Annotated in this window: 13 protein-coding genes; 8 read left to right on the top strand and 5 right to left on the bottom strand. The window is 44.7% G+C overall.

The features are described from left to right. Positions 1-4 precede the first annotated feature (4 nt). Together ACTD55_RS07110 and ACTD55_RS07105 are read right to left on the bottom strand one after the other, a co-directional pair. Positions 5-3328, bottom strand: coding sequence for an MHYT domain-containing protein (locus ACTD55_RS07110; RefSeq protein ID WP_438863622.1), 3324 nt, complete (start codon positions 3326-3328; stop codon positions 5-7). Between the two features lie 196 nt (positions 3329-3524). Next, positions 3525-4460, bottom strand: a complete 936-nt coding sequence (locus ACTD55_RS07105; RefSeq protein WP_438863621.1) for a LysR family transcriptional regulator — start codon at positions 4458-4460, stop codon at positions 3525-3527. Positions 4461-4716: 256 nt separating this feature from the next. Here ACTD55_RS07105 and ACTD55_RS07100 point away from each other — a divergent pair, with 256 nt between their 5' ends. Then, positions 4717-5667, top strand: coding sequence for a chemotaxis protein CheV (locus ACTD55_RS07100; protein ID WP_438863620.1), 951 nt, complete (start codon positions 4717-4719; stop codon positions 5665-5667). A 39-nt stretch (positions 5668-5706) separates the two neighbouring features. Here the strand turns inward: ACTD55_RS07100 and ACTD55_RS07095 are convergent, their stop codons facing one another. From ACTD55_RS07095 to ACTD55_RS07085, 3 genes are all read right to left on the bottom strand, one after another. Continuing rightward, a complete protein-coding gene (locus ACTD55_RS07095) occupies positions 5707-6294 on the bottom strand; it encodes a rhomboid family intramembrane serine protease (RefSeq protein ID WP_438863619.1) in 588 nt (195 codons plus the stop codon). Positions 6295-6491: 197 nt separating this feature from the next. Next, positions 6492-7172: a Fe2+-dependent dioxygenase gene (locus tag ACTD55_RS07090; protein ID WP_438863618.1), complete on the bottom strand. Its 681-nt coding sequence runs from the start codon at positions 7170-7172 to the stop codon at positions 6492-6494. A 102-nt stretch (positions 7173-7274) separates the two neighbouring features. Further along, positions 7275-9449 carry a TonB-dependent receptor gene (locus ACTD55_RS07085; RefSeq protein ID WP_438863617.1) on the bottom strand — a complete coding sequence of 725 codons (2175 nt, stop codon included), beginning with the start codon at positions 9447-9449 and terminating at the stop codon, positions 7275-7277. Positions 9450-9671: 222 nt separating this feature from the next. On the opposite strand from ACTD55_RS07085, the gene ACTD55_RS07080 reads away from it, so the two are divergent. Genes ACTD55_RS07080 through ACTD55_RS07050 form a run of 7 tightly spaced genes read left to right on the top strand, consistent with a single transcriptional unit; the run spans position 9672 to position 15216 of the window. Next, complete coding sequence (locus ACTD55_RS07080; protein ID WP_438863616.1) at positions 9672-10457, top strand: DUF3450 family protein; 786 nt, start codon at positions 9672-9674, stop codon at positions 10455-10457. Continuing rightward, on the top strand, positions 10454-11770 hold the full coding sequence (locus tag ACTD55_RS07075; protein ID WP_438863615.1) for a MotA/TolQ/ExbB proton channel family protein: 1317 nt from the start codon (positions 10454-10456) through the stop codon (positions 11768-11770). The genes ACTD55_RS07080 and ACTD55_RS07075 overlap by 4 nt, the downstream gene beginning before the upstream one ends. Further along, complete coding sequence (locus ACTD55_RS07070) at positions 11764-12150, top strand: MotA/TolQ/ExbB proton channel family protein (protein WP_438863614.1); 387 nt, start codon at positions 11764-11766, stop codon at positions 12148-12150. The genes ACTD55_RS07075 and ACTD55_RS07070 overlap by 7 nt, the downstream gene beginning before the upstream one ends. Then, positions 12150-12557: an ExbD/TolR family protein gene (locus tag ACTD55_RS07065; protein ID WP_438863613.1), complete on the top strand. Its 408-nt coding sequence runs from the start codon at positions 12150-12152 to the stop codon at positions 12555-12557. Before ACTD55_RS07070 ends, ACTD55_RS07065 begins: the two co-directional genes overlap by 1 nt. 5 nt (positions 12558-12562) lie before the next feature. Further along, entirely contained in the window at positions 12563-13186 is a 624-nt protein-coding gene (locus ACTD55_RS07060) for a hypothetical protein (RefSeq protein WP_438863612.1), read from the top strand. Positions 13187-13195: 9 nt separating this feature from the next. Then, positions 13196-14584, top strand: a complete 1389-nt coding sequence (locus ACTD55_RS07055; RefSeq protein WP_438863611.1) for a tetratricopeptide repeat protein — start codon at positions 13196-13198, stop codon at positions 14582-14584. Between the two features lie 20 nt (positions 14585-14604). After that, positions 14605-15216: a PepSY-associated TM helix domain-containing protein gene (locus tag ACTD55_RS07050; protein WP_438863610.1), complete on the top strand. Its 612-nt coding sequence runs from the start codon at positions 14605-14607 to the stop codon at positions 15214-15216. Positions 15217-15225 lie beyond the last annotated feature (9 nt).

Here is a 15225-nt window from a genome sequence, read left to right as displayed (position 1 = left end):
GCGATTAATGCTCCAAATTGTCATTGTACAATTCGTTTAGCAAGCTAATGGCTTGTTCGAATTCAAAATCATCAAAGGCATTTTCGATTTTTTCCAGCAGCTTACCATGACTTCCCTGTAATCCTTGTATGAGTTCCTGCATCGCTGCTTCATCCATTTCATTACTGTTGGCGGCTTGAATGAGGGCGTCGATAACGGGCGTGAGTTTTTGCATATCGATATGGGATGGCTCAGGGGTTGAAACCCTGTCGGATGAATGGATGAATTGTTCAATTTCATTGATCACCAATGGCATATGCTGGGTGATTTCATCGATAATATCGTCGCAGATATCCCGTTGCTGTTGCTTGGCGGCAGTTTCCAGGCGTTGAAACAGCTCGGCGGTATGGTTTAATCCCAGATTACCACACAAGCCGTTAATCCCATGAGCTTGCCGAGCTATCTCTGCCAAACCTTGCTGTGTGGCCGTGGTTTGTAACGCACTAGCGATATGCTGATATTTTTCTGCGAAACGTCGCAATTCTTTGTTAAAAGTGGCGATATCACCCCATAACGATAAGCCCTGCTGGGTATCCACTAAGGCATGACTTTGCGTTAGTACCGGAGCTGGCAAGGTTTGCTCGTTAATATTGAGTTTGAGTACGCGGGCTATTTCCACGCATAATATGGCGAAATTCACCGGCTTGCTGGCAAACCCGTCCATACCGGCATTACTGGCAGCGAGTTTATCTTCGGCTAATACACTGGCGGTCAGAGCAATAATGGGCGTAGGGCTGAGTCCTTTACGCTGTTCCAACTGACGGATTTCCTGACTGGCTTGCAAGCCATCCATATGGGGCATTTGTATATCCATCAGGATCAAATCGACGGGTTGTTTGTCAACATGACTCACGGCCTGTTGACCATTCGTGACGGTCGTTACCTGATGACCAGCATTGCCTAACAGTAAAACCAGTAAATCCCTGTTCTGTTGAATATCATCTGCGACTAAAATCGATAGTGGCGGAATGGGTAAGGTACTTTTAGTGGCAGGCGCTAGCGGTTTTTTAGCCGGTATTAGCGGCAAGGTAAACTCAAAACAGCTGCCTTCACCTAATTTGCTGGTTACGTCAATGCTGCCACCCATTTGTTCCACTAATTGTTTACTAATGGTTGTGCCTAAACCGGTGCCGCCAAAACGTCGGCTCATGGATGCATCAGCTTGAGTAAAAGGTTCAAAAATAGAGGATAGCCGATCAGGCGCAATGCCGATGCCGCTATCACGAATACTGAAATGCACATGTTCTTGCGGGGTTAAATTAATGGTCACCACCACACTGCCTTGTTCAGTAAACTTTATGGCGTTGCCAATCAGGTTAGTCAGTACCTGCCGGATACGATCCGGTGCGCCATAATAATAATCTCCCACTTGTTCACTCAGTTCCAACTGCAAATCAATGTGCTTATTGCTGGCTTGAATGGAGAGGGTTGATAACACCATATCCAGTTGATTTGGCAAGGAAAAGTCGAGCATTTCCAGTTCCAGTTTACCTTTTTCCAACTTGGCACTATCCAAAATATCATTAAGCAAATGCAGTAATGAATTGGCGGCACTATTGATGGTGGACAGGTGCTTGTGTTGTTCCCGTTGCATGGGAGTGTCTAATAACACATTACTAAAACCGATAATGGCGTTCATTGGGGTACGTATTTCATGACTCATATTGGCCAAAAAGGCGGTTTTAGCGACGACCGCCTGTTCGGCTTTTTCTTTTGAATCGCGCAAGCTTTCTTCCATCGCTTTGCGGCTGGTAATATCCATAATAAAACCGTCTAGCCAGACAATTTTGCCACTGTCGTCTGTGATAAATTTACCGGTTTCCAGAACCCATCTGATCCCGCCATCTTTATGAATGATGCGATATTCCAAATTAAAAGGTTCACCGTTATTTTCTAATAGTCCTATCCTCTCAATATCATCTGGATGATATAAATCGGCGATACTGCGTTTAGGGTTAGGCATTAAAAAGTCTTCGGCCGGGTAACCGGTAATATTGGCCACCGCGTCGCTAATAAATAACATAGGCCAGTCAGGTTGATTCAGGCATCGATAAGCCGCTCCGGGGATATTATCGATGAGACTGCGAAACTTGGCTTCGCTATCGCGAATGGATTGCTCCATGGCCAGTCTTTGGCTGATATCTGCCACAAAGGCAACATACAATTCTTCGCTGGCTAACTTGACGTGTCCGACCGCTAAACGTATTGGGAAAACATGACCATCTTTATGCAATGCCTCTGATTCGAGGGCACTGCCGCCCTTTGAATCTTGTCGATTACTGGCAAAGGAAGATAAATCAAATAGTGGTTGTTTAGAGGGGGGGATCAATACGGATACATGTTGGCCAATCAGAACTTGTGGTGACCAACCATAAATTTCCAATACCGCCTGATTCGCACCGATAATAATACCGTGATGATTGACGGTGATAATCGCGTCAACAGCGGTGTCCATCATGGCCAGTAAACGTGTTTCGTTGGCATTGGATATTTTAGAAATATCCCGATACTTCAAAACCAGATTAACCCCCACCACCAAAGCGGTAATAGTGATTGTGGTAATCGCAATCCCCATGGCTAACAAGGCGGCATCGCGTCCGGTTTCTGGTGGTAAATTCATTCCCGCGGGTTGTACAAATCGCGCTGCGGCCATACCGGTATAGTGCATACCCGCAATGGCAAAGCCCATAACGCTGCCACTAATGATGTTTAAATAGTTTTCAGAAATTTTTTTGCGAAAAAAACGGTTAATCCCAAATTTGACCCAAAGCGCGATAATCGCCAAAGAGACCGCCACCACAATTGATAGCGCGAAAAACCACGGGTCGTAACGAAGTAACGGAGCCATTTGCATGGCAGCCATGCCAATATAATGCATAGTGCCAATACCGGCCCCCATCAATACGCCACCAATTAACAGTTGGCTAAGGCGAATATCGTGATCACTAATCAGCTTGAGCGCCACCCATGATGCGGCAATACTCGGCAACATGGAGAGAAGTGTTAGTTCAATTCCGTAGTCAACGTTGGTGCATAAATCGAATGCCAGCATGCCAATAAAGTGCATTGACCAAACGCCGCCCCCTAACGCAATGCTGCCAGCAGCGAGGGTGAGGTTTTTACGGGTTTTTTGTTCGACAAAACGGGCCTGACCGGCGATCTGCAATGCCATAAATGAGGTAAAAATGGCGATGGCTACGGACAAGATCACTAACCAAGGATCAAAGTTACCGTAAACCAACAAACTTTCGGCAGGGTACTGAAAATAGCTGAATAACGAATCTATCAATTTATTACGACCAGTTAAATTGAAATTAGAGCAAATATAAACCAATTATATAGGCTCTGATAGCCCAAGTAACCTGTTTAATCTGAAGTTTGTCGCGGTGAAACAGAGTATCCAGAGCATCTGCTGATTGTTAATCGCCTCATTGCGGATTGTAATCCGATTAGTATTATTTCTGGCCGTTTTCAGTGAGCAGGGATTATAACTTACTGGCGATATCCATAATCATGCGGCGCAGCCAAATATGCCCGGCATCATGTTGCAGTAAAGCACTCCAGGCCATTTTCAGTGCTATCGGCGGAATATCAAAAGGAGGGTCGAGCACAATGACATTAGGATCGTCCTGATAAATTTTGGCCGCCCGGCTGGGTAATGTCGCAATTAAGTTTTGGACTTTAGCCAATTGCAGTGCAACGTGATAATGGCGAGTAAAAGTGCGAATATGACGTTTATGCCCGAGTTTATCTAATTCTACATCTACCCAACCGAGTTTTTGCACTTCATTGGGATCAATCCCCACTCCCACCCCAAAACCGGTTTTACTAACCCATATATGTTGTCCGGCAAGGTAATTATCCAGAGTAAAACGACCAACAATGGGATTTTCGCTATTCACTACACAAGAAAAACTGTCGTACCATAAAACCTTTTGATGAAAGGACTGGGGAAGTTCTTCAAAGCGATTAATCGCCATATCCACTTTGCCTTGTTCCACATCATGAAAAGTCACATCACTGGGAGTGATGACATCCAGCGCAATATTGGGGGCTAATTGATTGAGTTGACCAATGACTGCCAATAATAGGGTTGATTCGGCATAGTCGCTGGCCATAATTCGAAAGGTGCGATCACTACTAGCGGGATCAAAATCCAATTCAGGCTGAATGGCTGCTTCCAGACGTGATAGCACATCTCTGACGACGGGTTGCAGTTCTAACGCACGTTGGGTGGGCGTCATACCTTCACTGGTACGGACTAAAACCGGATCGTTAAATAAATCGCGCAATCGCTTCAAACCATTACTCATGGCAGGTTGAGTAATACTCAGTTGATGGGCCGCTTTGGTCACTGAACGTTCGCGGATCAGCACATCAAAATAGACCAGCAAGTTTAAATCTATTTTAGCTATATTCATGAAGTAAATGGTTTGGGTTACATTGATAATTTGGTTGAATTGTATCGTGGCAGGCGAAACTTGTCAGCAAAACTTGTATCGATGCGGTGTGGGGCCGGTGTACTGGAAACATGGCAAGTGAATAGCCAGTGGCTCAAAAATAAACCTAAGCGTTTGTTATTGAATTGTCTTTTGGGTTGTATTTAGTACAACCATCACATATTTTTATGGTTTGGTATAATATAAACCAATACAGATAATCTTAGGTGTGGGAAATATGTCGGGAATACTCGCTTCGGTCGATCAAAGAACGAATTTAGTTGGTGAAAACCGACTGGAGTTATTAATGTTTCGTTTAAACTCCAGTCAAATCTTTGCTGTGAACGTGTTCAAAGTCAAAGAAGTCATCACACTGCCGAAGTTAAATACCATGCCTGGCTCTCATAGCAATTTGCGCGGTGTAACCAATTACCGTGGTTCATCTATTCCTATTATTGATTTGCGCCGTGCGATTAAAATGCCCGAGCGGGAGCCATCCGAAGGTGCCAATGTCATCATTACCGAGTACAACCGCACCGTGCAAGGTTTTTTGATTGGACAGATATTAAGTATTACCAATACCTCATGGAGTGAAATTCAACCTCCCCCCAGTTCAGTGGGAAAATCAGCCTATTTAACCGCCATCACCCAAGTGGAAGTGGAAGGACAAAAACGGCTGGTGGAGATTATTGATGTGGAAAAAGTGCTGGCCGAAATCGTCGATTATAATATCGAGGTTTCTCCGGATATTCTGGATGAAGAGGTTATTCAGCATTTAAAAGGCAAGAAAGTATTGATTGTCGATGATTCTCCCACGGCTCGAAATCAAATCCGCGATACCCTTGAACAATTTGGTCTACAGGTGATCGAACAAAATGATGGCCTGAAAGCGTTAAATTTACTGCGTAGTTGGGCTGATGCGGGTAAAACGGTTACCGATGAAATACTGATGATGTTTACTGATGCGGAAATGCCGGAAATGGATGGTTATAGCCTGACTGCTGAAGTACGCAATGATCCCCGCATGAGTCAGTTGTTTATCGCGTTAAATACGTCACTTAGTGGCAGTTTTAATGAGGCCATGGTGGAGAAGGTGGGATGTAATCGGTTTATTTCCAAGTTTCAGCCTGATTTGTTAATCGATGTGGTGCAACAACGGATGCGCCAGATTCTAGAAAACGACAATTGAGCATATCTAGTTAACCTGATTCAGAACCGTTACCCTGTGTTATTTCGCTGTGCCTTTTTCGGTTACCCAATAGCGTGCAGCGACTAATCCCGCGATAAAACCAAACAAGTGGTATTCCCAAGATACAAACAAGCGATCATTCGGTAATACACCATAAATAAAACCACCGTATAAAAAGCCGACTAGTAAAGAAATTAAAATAAGCTTGAGTTTTTTAGCCATAAATCCAGCCAGCAGTAAAAAACCGAAATAACCGTATATAAGGCCACTGGCACCGACATGATAAGCGGTGCGACCGAAAATCCACACCAATAAGCCGGATGCAAAAATGATCCACAGGCTGATCAGTACAAAACGTTTGGTGCCGTATTGCAGCATCAATAAACTAAATACGCCCAGCGGAATAATGTTGGATAAATAGTGACTAAAGCTGCCGTGTAAAAACGGGCTGCTAAAAATACCTAACAGATGATTGATATCCCGGGGTAGCAGACCAAACTGATTTAACCAACGTTGCGTTAACAGGTTTACCAGTTCAATTGAGGTCACCACCGCAATAATGATCAGTACGGCTTTAATTTGTTTGTTAAAAGGAAGTACCTGATTACTGAATACCATGATTGTCATCCACTGTCATTGGGCTATCGCTGATCGAAACATAGCTTAACGCTTGGAACAAGTCGGTTGAACCGACTTTTTGCTACAAAATGTGAGTGGTGTTTTTGTGGGGTTGGGGACCTGCCACTTGTACGACACCAATACAGGCTTGTCGAATGGCCGATGACGCACCAATACAAGTAATTTGGTGTGCCACGCTGGCGCGATCAGGTATTTGCCCATTGGCGCAGCAGATTATGGTACACACCGGTCAGTTGCACGATTTCAGGACTGTCCTGTACCTTCTCTCTTAATGCCTGAATCGCCATATCCATATCAAATAAAATCGCCCGTTTTTCGTCACTGGCAACCATGCTTTGTAACCAGAAAAACGATGCAATACGCTGTCCTTTGGTCACGGGAGTGACGCGATGCAAACTGGTGGAGGGGTAAATCACCAAGTCACCTGCGGGGAGCTTTACCTTATGGGAGCCATAGGTATCTTCCATAATCAGTTCGCCACCTTCATATTCATCCGGCTCGGAAATAAACAGGGTCATGGAAATATCGGTACGCACCTTAACCGGGGTACCGGGCACTTGGCGAATGGCGTTATCAATATGGGTACCAAAAGATTGTCCGCCCTGATAGCAATTAAATAGCGGCGGAAATATTTTTAGCGGTAATGCTGCGGACATAAATAGATTGGATTTGGCCAGCGCCTGCAGGATCATATCGCCCAATATCCGTCCGGTTTCGCTGTTATCTGGCAACTGAAGATTATTTTTAGCCTGTGATGACTGATAGCCAGCCGTCATATTACCGTCCATCCAGTCGGCTTGTAACAGCATTTGTTTGGCTTGTTTTACTTGTTCTTGGTCGAGTATTTGCGGGATTTTTAACAGCATAAATGGGTCTTTTGTTGTTCCGATTTATAAAACAAATAACTTAAGCTCAGGTTAACTATGCCCCACACCGAAGTGTGAGGCAATTATTAGCGCTGGAAACCGTTAGAAACTGTAGGTTGCACTTACTGAGATATGACGCCCAACTCCGGGGATAAAGTGTCCACCGCCCAGTTGGTCAATATAGTCTTCATCAGTCAGGTTACTGCCATTTAACCGAATCGACAGTTGTTCAGTAGCCTGATAGGCAACCATCATATCAAACAGAGTATAGGATTCTGCATAACGTCGTGTCTCGCTGTTTCCGTTATAACGTTCACCCACATATTCCAGTCCCAAACCGGCCGATAGTTGTGAAGTAATGTCATACTTACCCCACAAACTGGCTGAGTGTTTGGGGGCTCTGGCCAAGGCAAAACCCAACGTATTGTCGGCACCAGCGGTGACTTCACTATCCTGATAGGTATAACCTGCGGTTAGTGAAAGGGCGTCGGATAAGCGACCGGTTAAGCCCAATTCCATACCGGTAACTTTTTCTTCACCGTTAAAGTGATAAAGATTGCGATCGTCCGGATCACGATATTGTCCATCGGTTTTGACGGTACGGAAAATGGCAGCGTTGACCAACACCATATTGTTTAGCAATTCCCACTTGGTACCCAGCTCCAAACTCTTGTTCTTCTCCGGATCAAGTTCACTTTGATTACCGCTACTTCCACCGGTCAGATTGGTCGAAGCGGGGGTAAAGGAGGTACCATGGGCAAGATAAATACTGCCATTTTCCGCTGGCTTGTAGCTGATACTGGCATTCCAGCTTAAATCGCTACTGGACGTGCTGACATAAGTTGACAGGTCTTGATCATCATTGTGATATTGGGTGTCGAAATCATCCCAACGCAAGCCCAAACTGACTAACCACTGATTGTTTAGTTGCATATTATCCAGCACATACACGGCTTTGGTATCACCATCAGCATAGGTACGGGTGCCGTCACGGCCATATTCACCGGTAAAGGGAATACGTGGATCAGGGTGATATAAGTCGTTTAATTCTGGTGTGCTATCCAGATTGTCGTCAACCAGATCTACATATCCCCAGCGTTCGAATTTCTCTTTGGAAAACTCCATACCCGCCACCACATTATGGATGATTGAACCTGTTTGATAGTTTCCATGCAAATCCAGTTGCACAATGTTGATGCTGTTGCTGGTGTCGCGGGTTTTTTCATCACTCATACGAATATCGGTTGATTCCGACACGTTAATAAAACGTGGTGCGGTGACGACATTAAGTCTATCCACAGAAGCGGTTCTCGCTTGAGCGCGAAGTTGGGTAGAAGCATTGAGCTGGTGCTCGAACTTAACGGTTAAGGATTTGGCATCAATTTCCTCAAAGTCCCGATATAAATTGCCGTAGAAATTATCAAAATCGACCGGAGGGGCACTACCGGCATAATCCATTAGCGGACCTTCGGTTAATCCGGCGCTTACCCAGGGAATACCATAATCCGGCACGTTATCCTGTTGTAGCATATCGCCATTGATCACCAACGTGGAATCAGGGCTGATTTGAGTCATAAAGGAGGCGGCAATTCCGTCAGTGCTATTTTCAACATTGTCACGTCCGGCAACATCGCCGTCATCGGTTAACAAATTAATACGCAGGGCAGAGCGGTTGGAGACTTTGGTATTAAAATCCAGCGTGGCGCGATAATCCCCTTCCGAGCCCAAACGGCCGGTCACATCGGCAAATTCTTCCAACTTGGCCGTTTTGGTTTGTAAGTTAATACTACCACCAGCACTACCACGTCCGGTTGAGGTTGACGCCGGACCTTTGCTGACTTCAATCGCTTCGGTATTGAAGGTATCACGGCTATAACCGGCCAAATCACGAATACCGTCGATAAAAATATCATTACTGGCATCAAAGCCACGAATAGTCATGCTATCACCCGGAGGCGCGCCACCTTCTCCGGCAGCCATGGAAATACCCGGTACGTTACGCAATGCATCACGCAGGTTATCAACATTACGATCCTTCATTACGGATTGAGGAACAACGTCGATAGTTTTGGCTGTGTTGACCAGCGGTAATGGGTTTTTATATGAGGTGGATTGATCCACTTTGTAATCTTGCTCGGTTTGCGCCTGTGCCTGAGCTACCGGTAGTCGGTTAACTTCCTGAGCGGACGCTAAGGTAGGTAAAGATGCAGTAATCGCAACTGCTAATGCAGTTTGATGAAACCCATTTAGGCGAACTAAAAGGTTGGTACGACCCATTCGTGTTATCTCCTGTTAGACGTTTTTGTGTGTGAAGTTTTAATTACGTAAAACCTAAAAATACAGGTCACTAAAATTTCACTCGAAGTTGAGTGATAAGGAGATTATAATAATAAATATGCAAATGCAAACTATTATCATTTGCAATTGTTTTTTGATATATTTGGTTGTAGTATTCTGTCCATAACGGAATATTCCAGTCATTCAAAGTAGGAACTAAATGTGATTGTTATTAGGCGAAATATCATTCTTCTCAGCCGTGTTATAAGTATTTTGGTATTACTCGTAACAACGACGATTCAGGCGCAGCAACAAGTAGATAAAACTGAAAAATTGGTTCAGCAATGGCTGGATATTGAACGTCAAACCGCAGCATTAAATAGTCAGTGGCAGGAAGAAAAGCCGATGCTGGAGCAGCGTCTGACATTGCTTAATGCTGAATATAAACAGTTGCAGCAGATACTGGATAAAAGTCAGGATGTTCAGTCTGAAGTAGATAAACAGCGAACCAGCTTGCTTAACGAACAAGGTCAGTTAGAAAAGCAACAACAAACCATCGGTGAATTTGTTACCAGGTTAATTCAAACCCTGTCTGAACTTAAGGGGCAATTGCCGCCGGTTATACTGAAAAGTTGGCAAAAGGAAGATAAAGCGCTGACTGATGAACAGAATCTCTCACAACAACTGCAAGTCGCTTTGGCGAAATTATCTAAATTGTCGGAATTTGCTAATCGGATCAGTGTGAATGAAGACACAGTTACCACAGATAATGGTCAGCAGGTACTGGTAAAACAGTTATATCTCGGTGTGGCCCAAGCCTGGTTTGTTAACCATGACAATACAATTGCAGGTACAGGACATGCAACCGCAGATGGCTGGCAATGGACATTTGATACTGATCTGGATGCGACTGAAATTGCCAAAGCTATTGCTATTTTTGAAAAGCAAGCGCAGGCCGAATTGATTAGTTTGCCACTTACGCTTTCCGCGGTGGAGGCAGCACAATGAAATTATTAAAAATTACCGTTCTTTTTATCTTATTAGCGCCACAATTTGTGCAAGCACAAGCGCTCGACAAATCTATTTTGTCTGATATTAAAAAATCACAACAGGCGTTGAAAAATGCACAGGATAAAGTGGCGGCGGAGCGCGCCGTTATTGCTAAAAAACTATCTGCGGTGCAACGTCAAGTTTTAACACTGCGGGATAAAACGGCGGTTGTGCGCCGATTACAGGATGAAAATACGCTGGGGCTGACTCAGTTGCAGCAACGTATTGACGGTTGGCGTGCACAACATAATTTTCAGCAAAATCTTATTAACCGTTTTACTCGTCAACAGGACCTGCCGGTATCAGAAAAACGTGCGTCCCTTAACAGTATTTTGCAGCACGGTGAAAAGCTGTTGGCACAATTGTCGCCCGTATTTAGCCAGCAAGTGGTAATAACTGAATCAGGTGTGATTGAACCGGCTGATGTATTGTCGCTAGGACCGGTAATGTTTTACGTCAATGGTGAGCAGGCTGGCTTACTCGAATCAGGTAATAATGGGTTAAAAGTGAGTTTGCCTTTGGAAGGTGCATCCCGGCAATCACTGCTGGAATTAGCCCGAACCGGACAGGGCAGCATAAGTTTTGATCCCAGTAACAGTAAAGCGATCGCAATGGCCAAACAGCATGAAAGTGCAATCGAGCATATTAGCAAAGGGGGATTATGGGCCATACCCATTTTGTTTTTTGCGCTTTTTGCACTGATTATCGCTATCGCTAAAAGCTGGCAATTATTCAGGTTGCCAAAAATTCAGTTATTACCCAGCACAAAACTAGGAGAGTGGATAAGTCAAAAGGGAGAAAAACAAGATACCAATCTCAACGGTATGCAAGCATCTCTTATGCAAATTGCGCGTGACGAGCCGAATATCGCACATCGTGATGATTTGTTGTTCAATCAATTACAGCACAGTAAATATCGACTGGAACGTTGGTTAGGTGCGATTGCAGTGGTTGCATCAATATCACCACTATTAGGTTTGTTGGGCACCGTTAGTGGAATGATCGAAACGTTTAAGATGATGACCTTATTTGGTTCCGGTGATCCGGAAGTGGTCTCTGGTGGTATTGCCCAGGCATTGATTACCACCGAACTGGGATTGGTGGTGGCTATTCCTGCATTGATTTTGAATGCGCTGCTATCGCGCCGAGCCAAAAATTATTACCAGCAACTGGAAAGTTTTGCACTTCAAATCAGCCAGTTAAGTGAAAGTAATATAAAACTGATGCATAGCCGTGAATATGATAAATCGGCTAAGGCCGGCACATGTTAAACGATATGTTCAATAACTGGGTGTGCTGGGCAATTGCGGTGTTGGCTTTGGGGTGCTATCAGCAACTTGTTTTTGCTTTATTACAGGTTAAATATGGCGAATATTGCGAGCGAATCAGCAATCAGCAAACGATACTGGTATTGATTGGAGCCATGCCCTTACTTGGGTTACTGGGAACCATTATTGGTTTGTTGGATTGTTTTAAAGGCATCTCAGTGCAGGGGGCTAGTGGTGCTCTTTTAAGTGGTGGTATTTCTGATGCTTTGCTTACCACTCAGATGGGGTTGGTTTGTGCCGTACCAGCCTGGTTAATGCACAGTGCATTGCTGGGATATTTCCGTCGTAAAAAACAGCCTAAAGCGCTGGTGGAGATACATTAATGCAAAACCGCCTAAAACAGCAACTGGAACAACAGCAGCAAAGTGGCATTGATATGTCTCCGTTATTAGACGTGGTATTTATCCTGCTAATCTTTTTTATTGTCACTACGGTATTTGTGCGTGAAACCGGGGTGGAAGTGGATAAACCCCAATCCATTACTGCGCAACAGTTAGAACAAACCGTTATTTTACTGGCTATCACCGATGACGGGCAGGTGTATTACGATGGCAATAACATCGGTGTAGCCGGAATTCGTGGCACACTCGAACAGTTACTACAAGCAGATGATAGGCCGGTTGTAATCCAGGCAGATAAGAATGTTGCCGCGCAGCAGTTGGTGGAAGTGATTGATGAAGTCAAACTAGCGGGGGCCAAAGTCGTCAATTTGGCTACAGAAAACGAGTAATGGTGATGAAATCGTCCCGCGCTATTTCTGTACTACTTAGTCTGGTGATATTTAGCTTGGCTTTACTAGTGATGTGGTTAGGTCGTTCAGCTGCGCTTAACCCGAAAGATAGCGTTACAGTTCGTGAAATTGACGTCATACCGTCAGTGCCTCCTCCTCCTTCACCTCCTAAAGTTAAGCAGACTCAGGCAGAACAAAGTCTGCATTTAAGGGTTGAAGGACGGCAGGCAAAAGTAGTGACTGTGGATATTCCAGAGTCGAAATTAAGTATTAAATTACCTGATGTTCCGACAATAGATACCAGATTACCTGAGTGGCAGTCAGTTGGGGTAGACATGCAAGCCTTTGAGTTAGACAGCCTTGATGGGATGCCGATTTTATTAACACCGCTACGCATAAAAATGCCGCGACGGGCATCATTAAAAGGTATTCGTAAAATTATGATTTCTTTACGGGTTTTAATCGATGTGGATGGCAGTATTACCTTACTTGAAGTACTTGAGAATGATTATCCGGAGTTGTTACCGCAAATTAAAAAGATGGTGCATAACAGCCGTTTTAGCGCACCGATGAAAGATGGCGTGCCTGTCAGGGCCAGATTTGTGTGGCCGATTGCTATTAATTCGTGAGAGTTTGTTATGAATAGATTTTCGATTTTAACTAAAACCGGCTTGTTACTGAGCTCTTTACTGGCTATTCAGGTACAGGCTGGCGACATTGTGATTCAATTCGCCGAACCCGACTTTACTTTTATTCAGCGTCCAGCATTGAATCAAACTATTGCCAAAATATCCCCAGGAGAAACTGAGTTTGGCAAAAAGATCGAACCTTTGCTGGAAAAGCAGGAGTATCGTCTTGTTATCAGGGCTTTTGAGGAACGGGATGATTTTCTTGAAAAAGATTTTCGAACTGATAGCCCCGCACTAAAAGTGTTACGTGGGCAAGTTTACCTGAGTCTTAAAAGTTATGATAAAGCAGAGCGTGTCCTGACGTCGGCACTAAAAGATATGCCCGACTTACTATTGGCACACCGCACGCTGGGTATGCTGTATATGTTAAAAAAAGACTATAAGCAGGCTAAGAACCATATTTCACGCAGCATTGAATTAGGGACTTCTGATGCACAGTCATATGGTCAGCTGGCATACCTTAACTTCCGTAATGATCAGCCTTATGCTGCTATTGCCGGATACCAACAAGCGATGTACTTGTCGCCAGACAACGAACAATGGTTGCAGGGGTTGTTGTATGTGCTAATTCAATCTCGTGCTTGGGATTATGCCAGCGCATTGTTACAACAACAGTTAGCTACCCATAGTGATGACCCGCAGTTTTGGCTTATGCGAGGTCAGATTGCCATGCAGCAACATCGATATAAGAGTGCGCTGGCGAGTCTCGAAGCAGCGATCCGTTTGGGAGACGATAACACTAGTAATCTGCTCACGGCAGTAGGTTTGCATGCTCATGAAGGCAGTCCAAAACGTGCTGTGGCGCTTTTATCACAAAGTCTGCAACAACTGGACAATTCAAACCGGGAGCAGGTGATAGCCGTCTTTGATCAGACCCTGCCGTGGCTGATCGATCAGAACAAAATCTCACAGGCGGAAAGTTTGATTGGTATTGCTGAAAAAGCCTCGTTAACCGATCTACAAAAAGACAGTCTCGACATTTGGAGTGGCAAACTTGCGTTAGCACAACACGATTATAAAAAAGCCAAGATTTTTCTACAAAAGTCAGTGGATAGAGACCCTGCAAATGGACAAGCCATTCTGGCTTTAGCTGATGTTTATCGTAAGTTAGACCAACCCCAGCAAGCAGAATTATATTTGGTACGTGCCACTAGTTTAAAAGATACCCAGATATCAGCCTTACTGGCCCATGCGCAGCTTAAAATTGATCAAAAAGATTACCAGAGTGCTCTGAAGTTATTGCGTAGGCTACTGGATATTGACCCCGACCGAACCGGTGTTCAGCAGAATATCCGTCAGCTTGAGCAATTAGTCAATCAGTCTCAGTACACGTCGTGATCTAGGTCGGAGTTGCGTCAATGGTAAAAACAAAAGCACGAATTTCCCTCGGTTCTATTCGCCAATGGCACTGGGTCAGTTCGGCTATCTGTCTGGCTGCCATGTTGTTATTTGCCGTCACTGGCATCACCCTAAATCATGCTGCGGATATCCCTGCCAATATCAATGTTACGACTGTGGAACTGACCCTGCCGGATGATATTCAGTCCAGTTTACATGATGTACAGCAAGGTCCGTTGCCCACTGAGCTTACCGCGTGGTTGGCCCAGCATAAATCAGTGCATTTGCCCATCAGTGATAAGGTGGAATGGGGGGAAGACGAAATATATCTATCCCTGGCCGAACCCGGAGGTGATGCGTGGCTGAGCATCGACAGACTAAGTGGTGATTTGATTTATGAGCGCACGACCCGCGGAGTGGTGGCGTATTTAAATGATTTACATAAAGGCCGCAATACCGGCGAAGTCTGGTATTGGTTTATCGATATATTTGCGCTGGCTTGTGCGGTGTTTTGTCTGACCGGGCTGGTTTTACTCTATCGCTATGCGGGTGGCCGCCCCACGACCTGGCCGATGGTCGGTTTTGGCGTGTTGCTGCCGGTGTTGATTGTGATTTTATTTGTCCATCCCTAGAGAGATTAA

This window comes from Neptunicella sp. (assembly GCF_048268085.1).
Taxonomy (GTDB): Bacteria; Pseudomonadota; Gammaproteobacteria; order Enterobacterales; family Alteromonadaceae; genus Neptunicella.
The sequence above is the reverse complement of the archived record's forward strand: the minus strand, read 5'-3'. Positions and strand labels throughout refer to the sequence as shown.

Bases quoted from the DNA above. Each gene is read 5' to 3' on its own strand.
- ACTD55_RS07105 (WP_438863621.1), bottom strand. From the start codon at position 4,460: ATGAATATAGCTAAAATAGATTTAAACTTGCTGGTCTATTTTGATGTG.
- ACTD55_RS07100 (WP_438863620.1), top strand. From the start codon at position 4,717: ATGTCGGGAATACTCGCTTCGGTCGATCAAAGAACGAATTTAGTTGGT.
- ACTD55_RS07095 (WP_438863619.1), bottom strand. From the start codon at position 6,294: ATGACAATCATGGTATTCAGTAATCAGGTACTTCCTTTTAACAAACAA.
- ACTD55_RS07090 (WP_438863618.1), bottom strand. From the start codon at position 7,172: ATGCTGTTAAAAATCCCGCAAATACTCGACCAAGAACAAGTAAAACAA.
- ACTD55_RS07085 (WP_438863617.1), bottom strand. From the start codon at position 9,449: ATGGGTCGTACCAACCTTTTAGTTCGCCTAAATGGGTTTCATCAAACT.
- ACTD55_RS07075 (WP_438863615.1), top strand. From the start codon at position 10,454: ATGAAATTATTAAAAATTACCGTTCTTTTTATCTTATTAGCGCCACAA.
- ACTD55_RS07070 (WP_438863614.1), top strand. From the start codon at position 11,764: ATGTTAAACGATATGTTCAATAACTGGGTGTGCTGGGCAATTGCGGTG.
- ACTD55_RS07065 (WP_438863613.1), top strand. From the start codon at position 12,150: ATGCAAAACCGCCTAAAACAGCAACTGGAACAACAGCAGCAAAGTGGC.
- ACTD55_RS07060 (WP_438863612.1), top strand. From the start codon at position 12,563: ATGAAATCGTCCCGCGCTATTTCTGTACTACTTAGTCTGGTGATATTT.
- ACTD55_RS07055 (WP_438863611.1), top strand. From the start codon at position 13,196: ATGAATAGATTTTCGATTTTAACTAAAACCGGCTTGTTACTGAGCTCT.
- ACTD55_RS07050 (WP_438863610.1), top strand. From the start codon at position 14,605: ATGGTAAAAACAAAAGCACGAATTTCCCTCGGTTCTATTCGCCAATGG.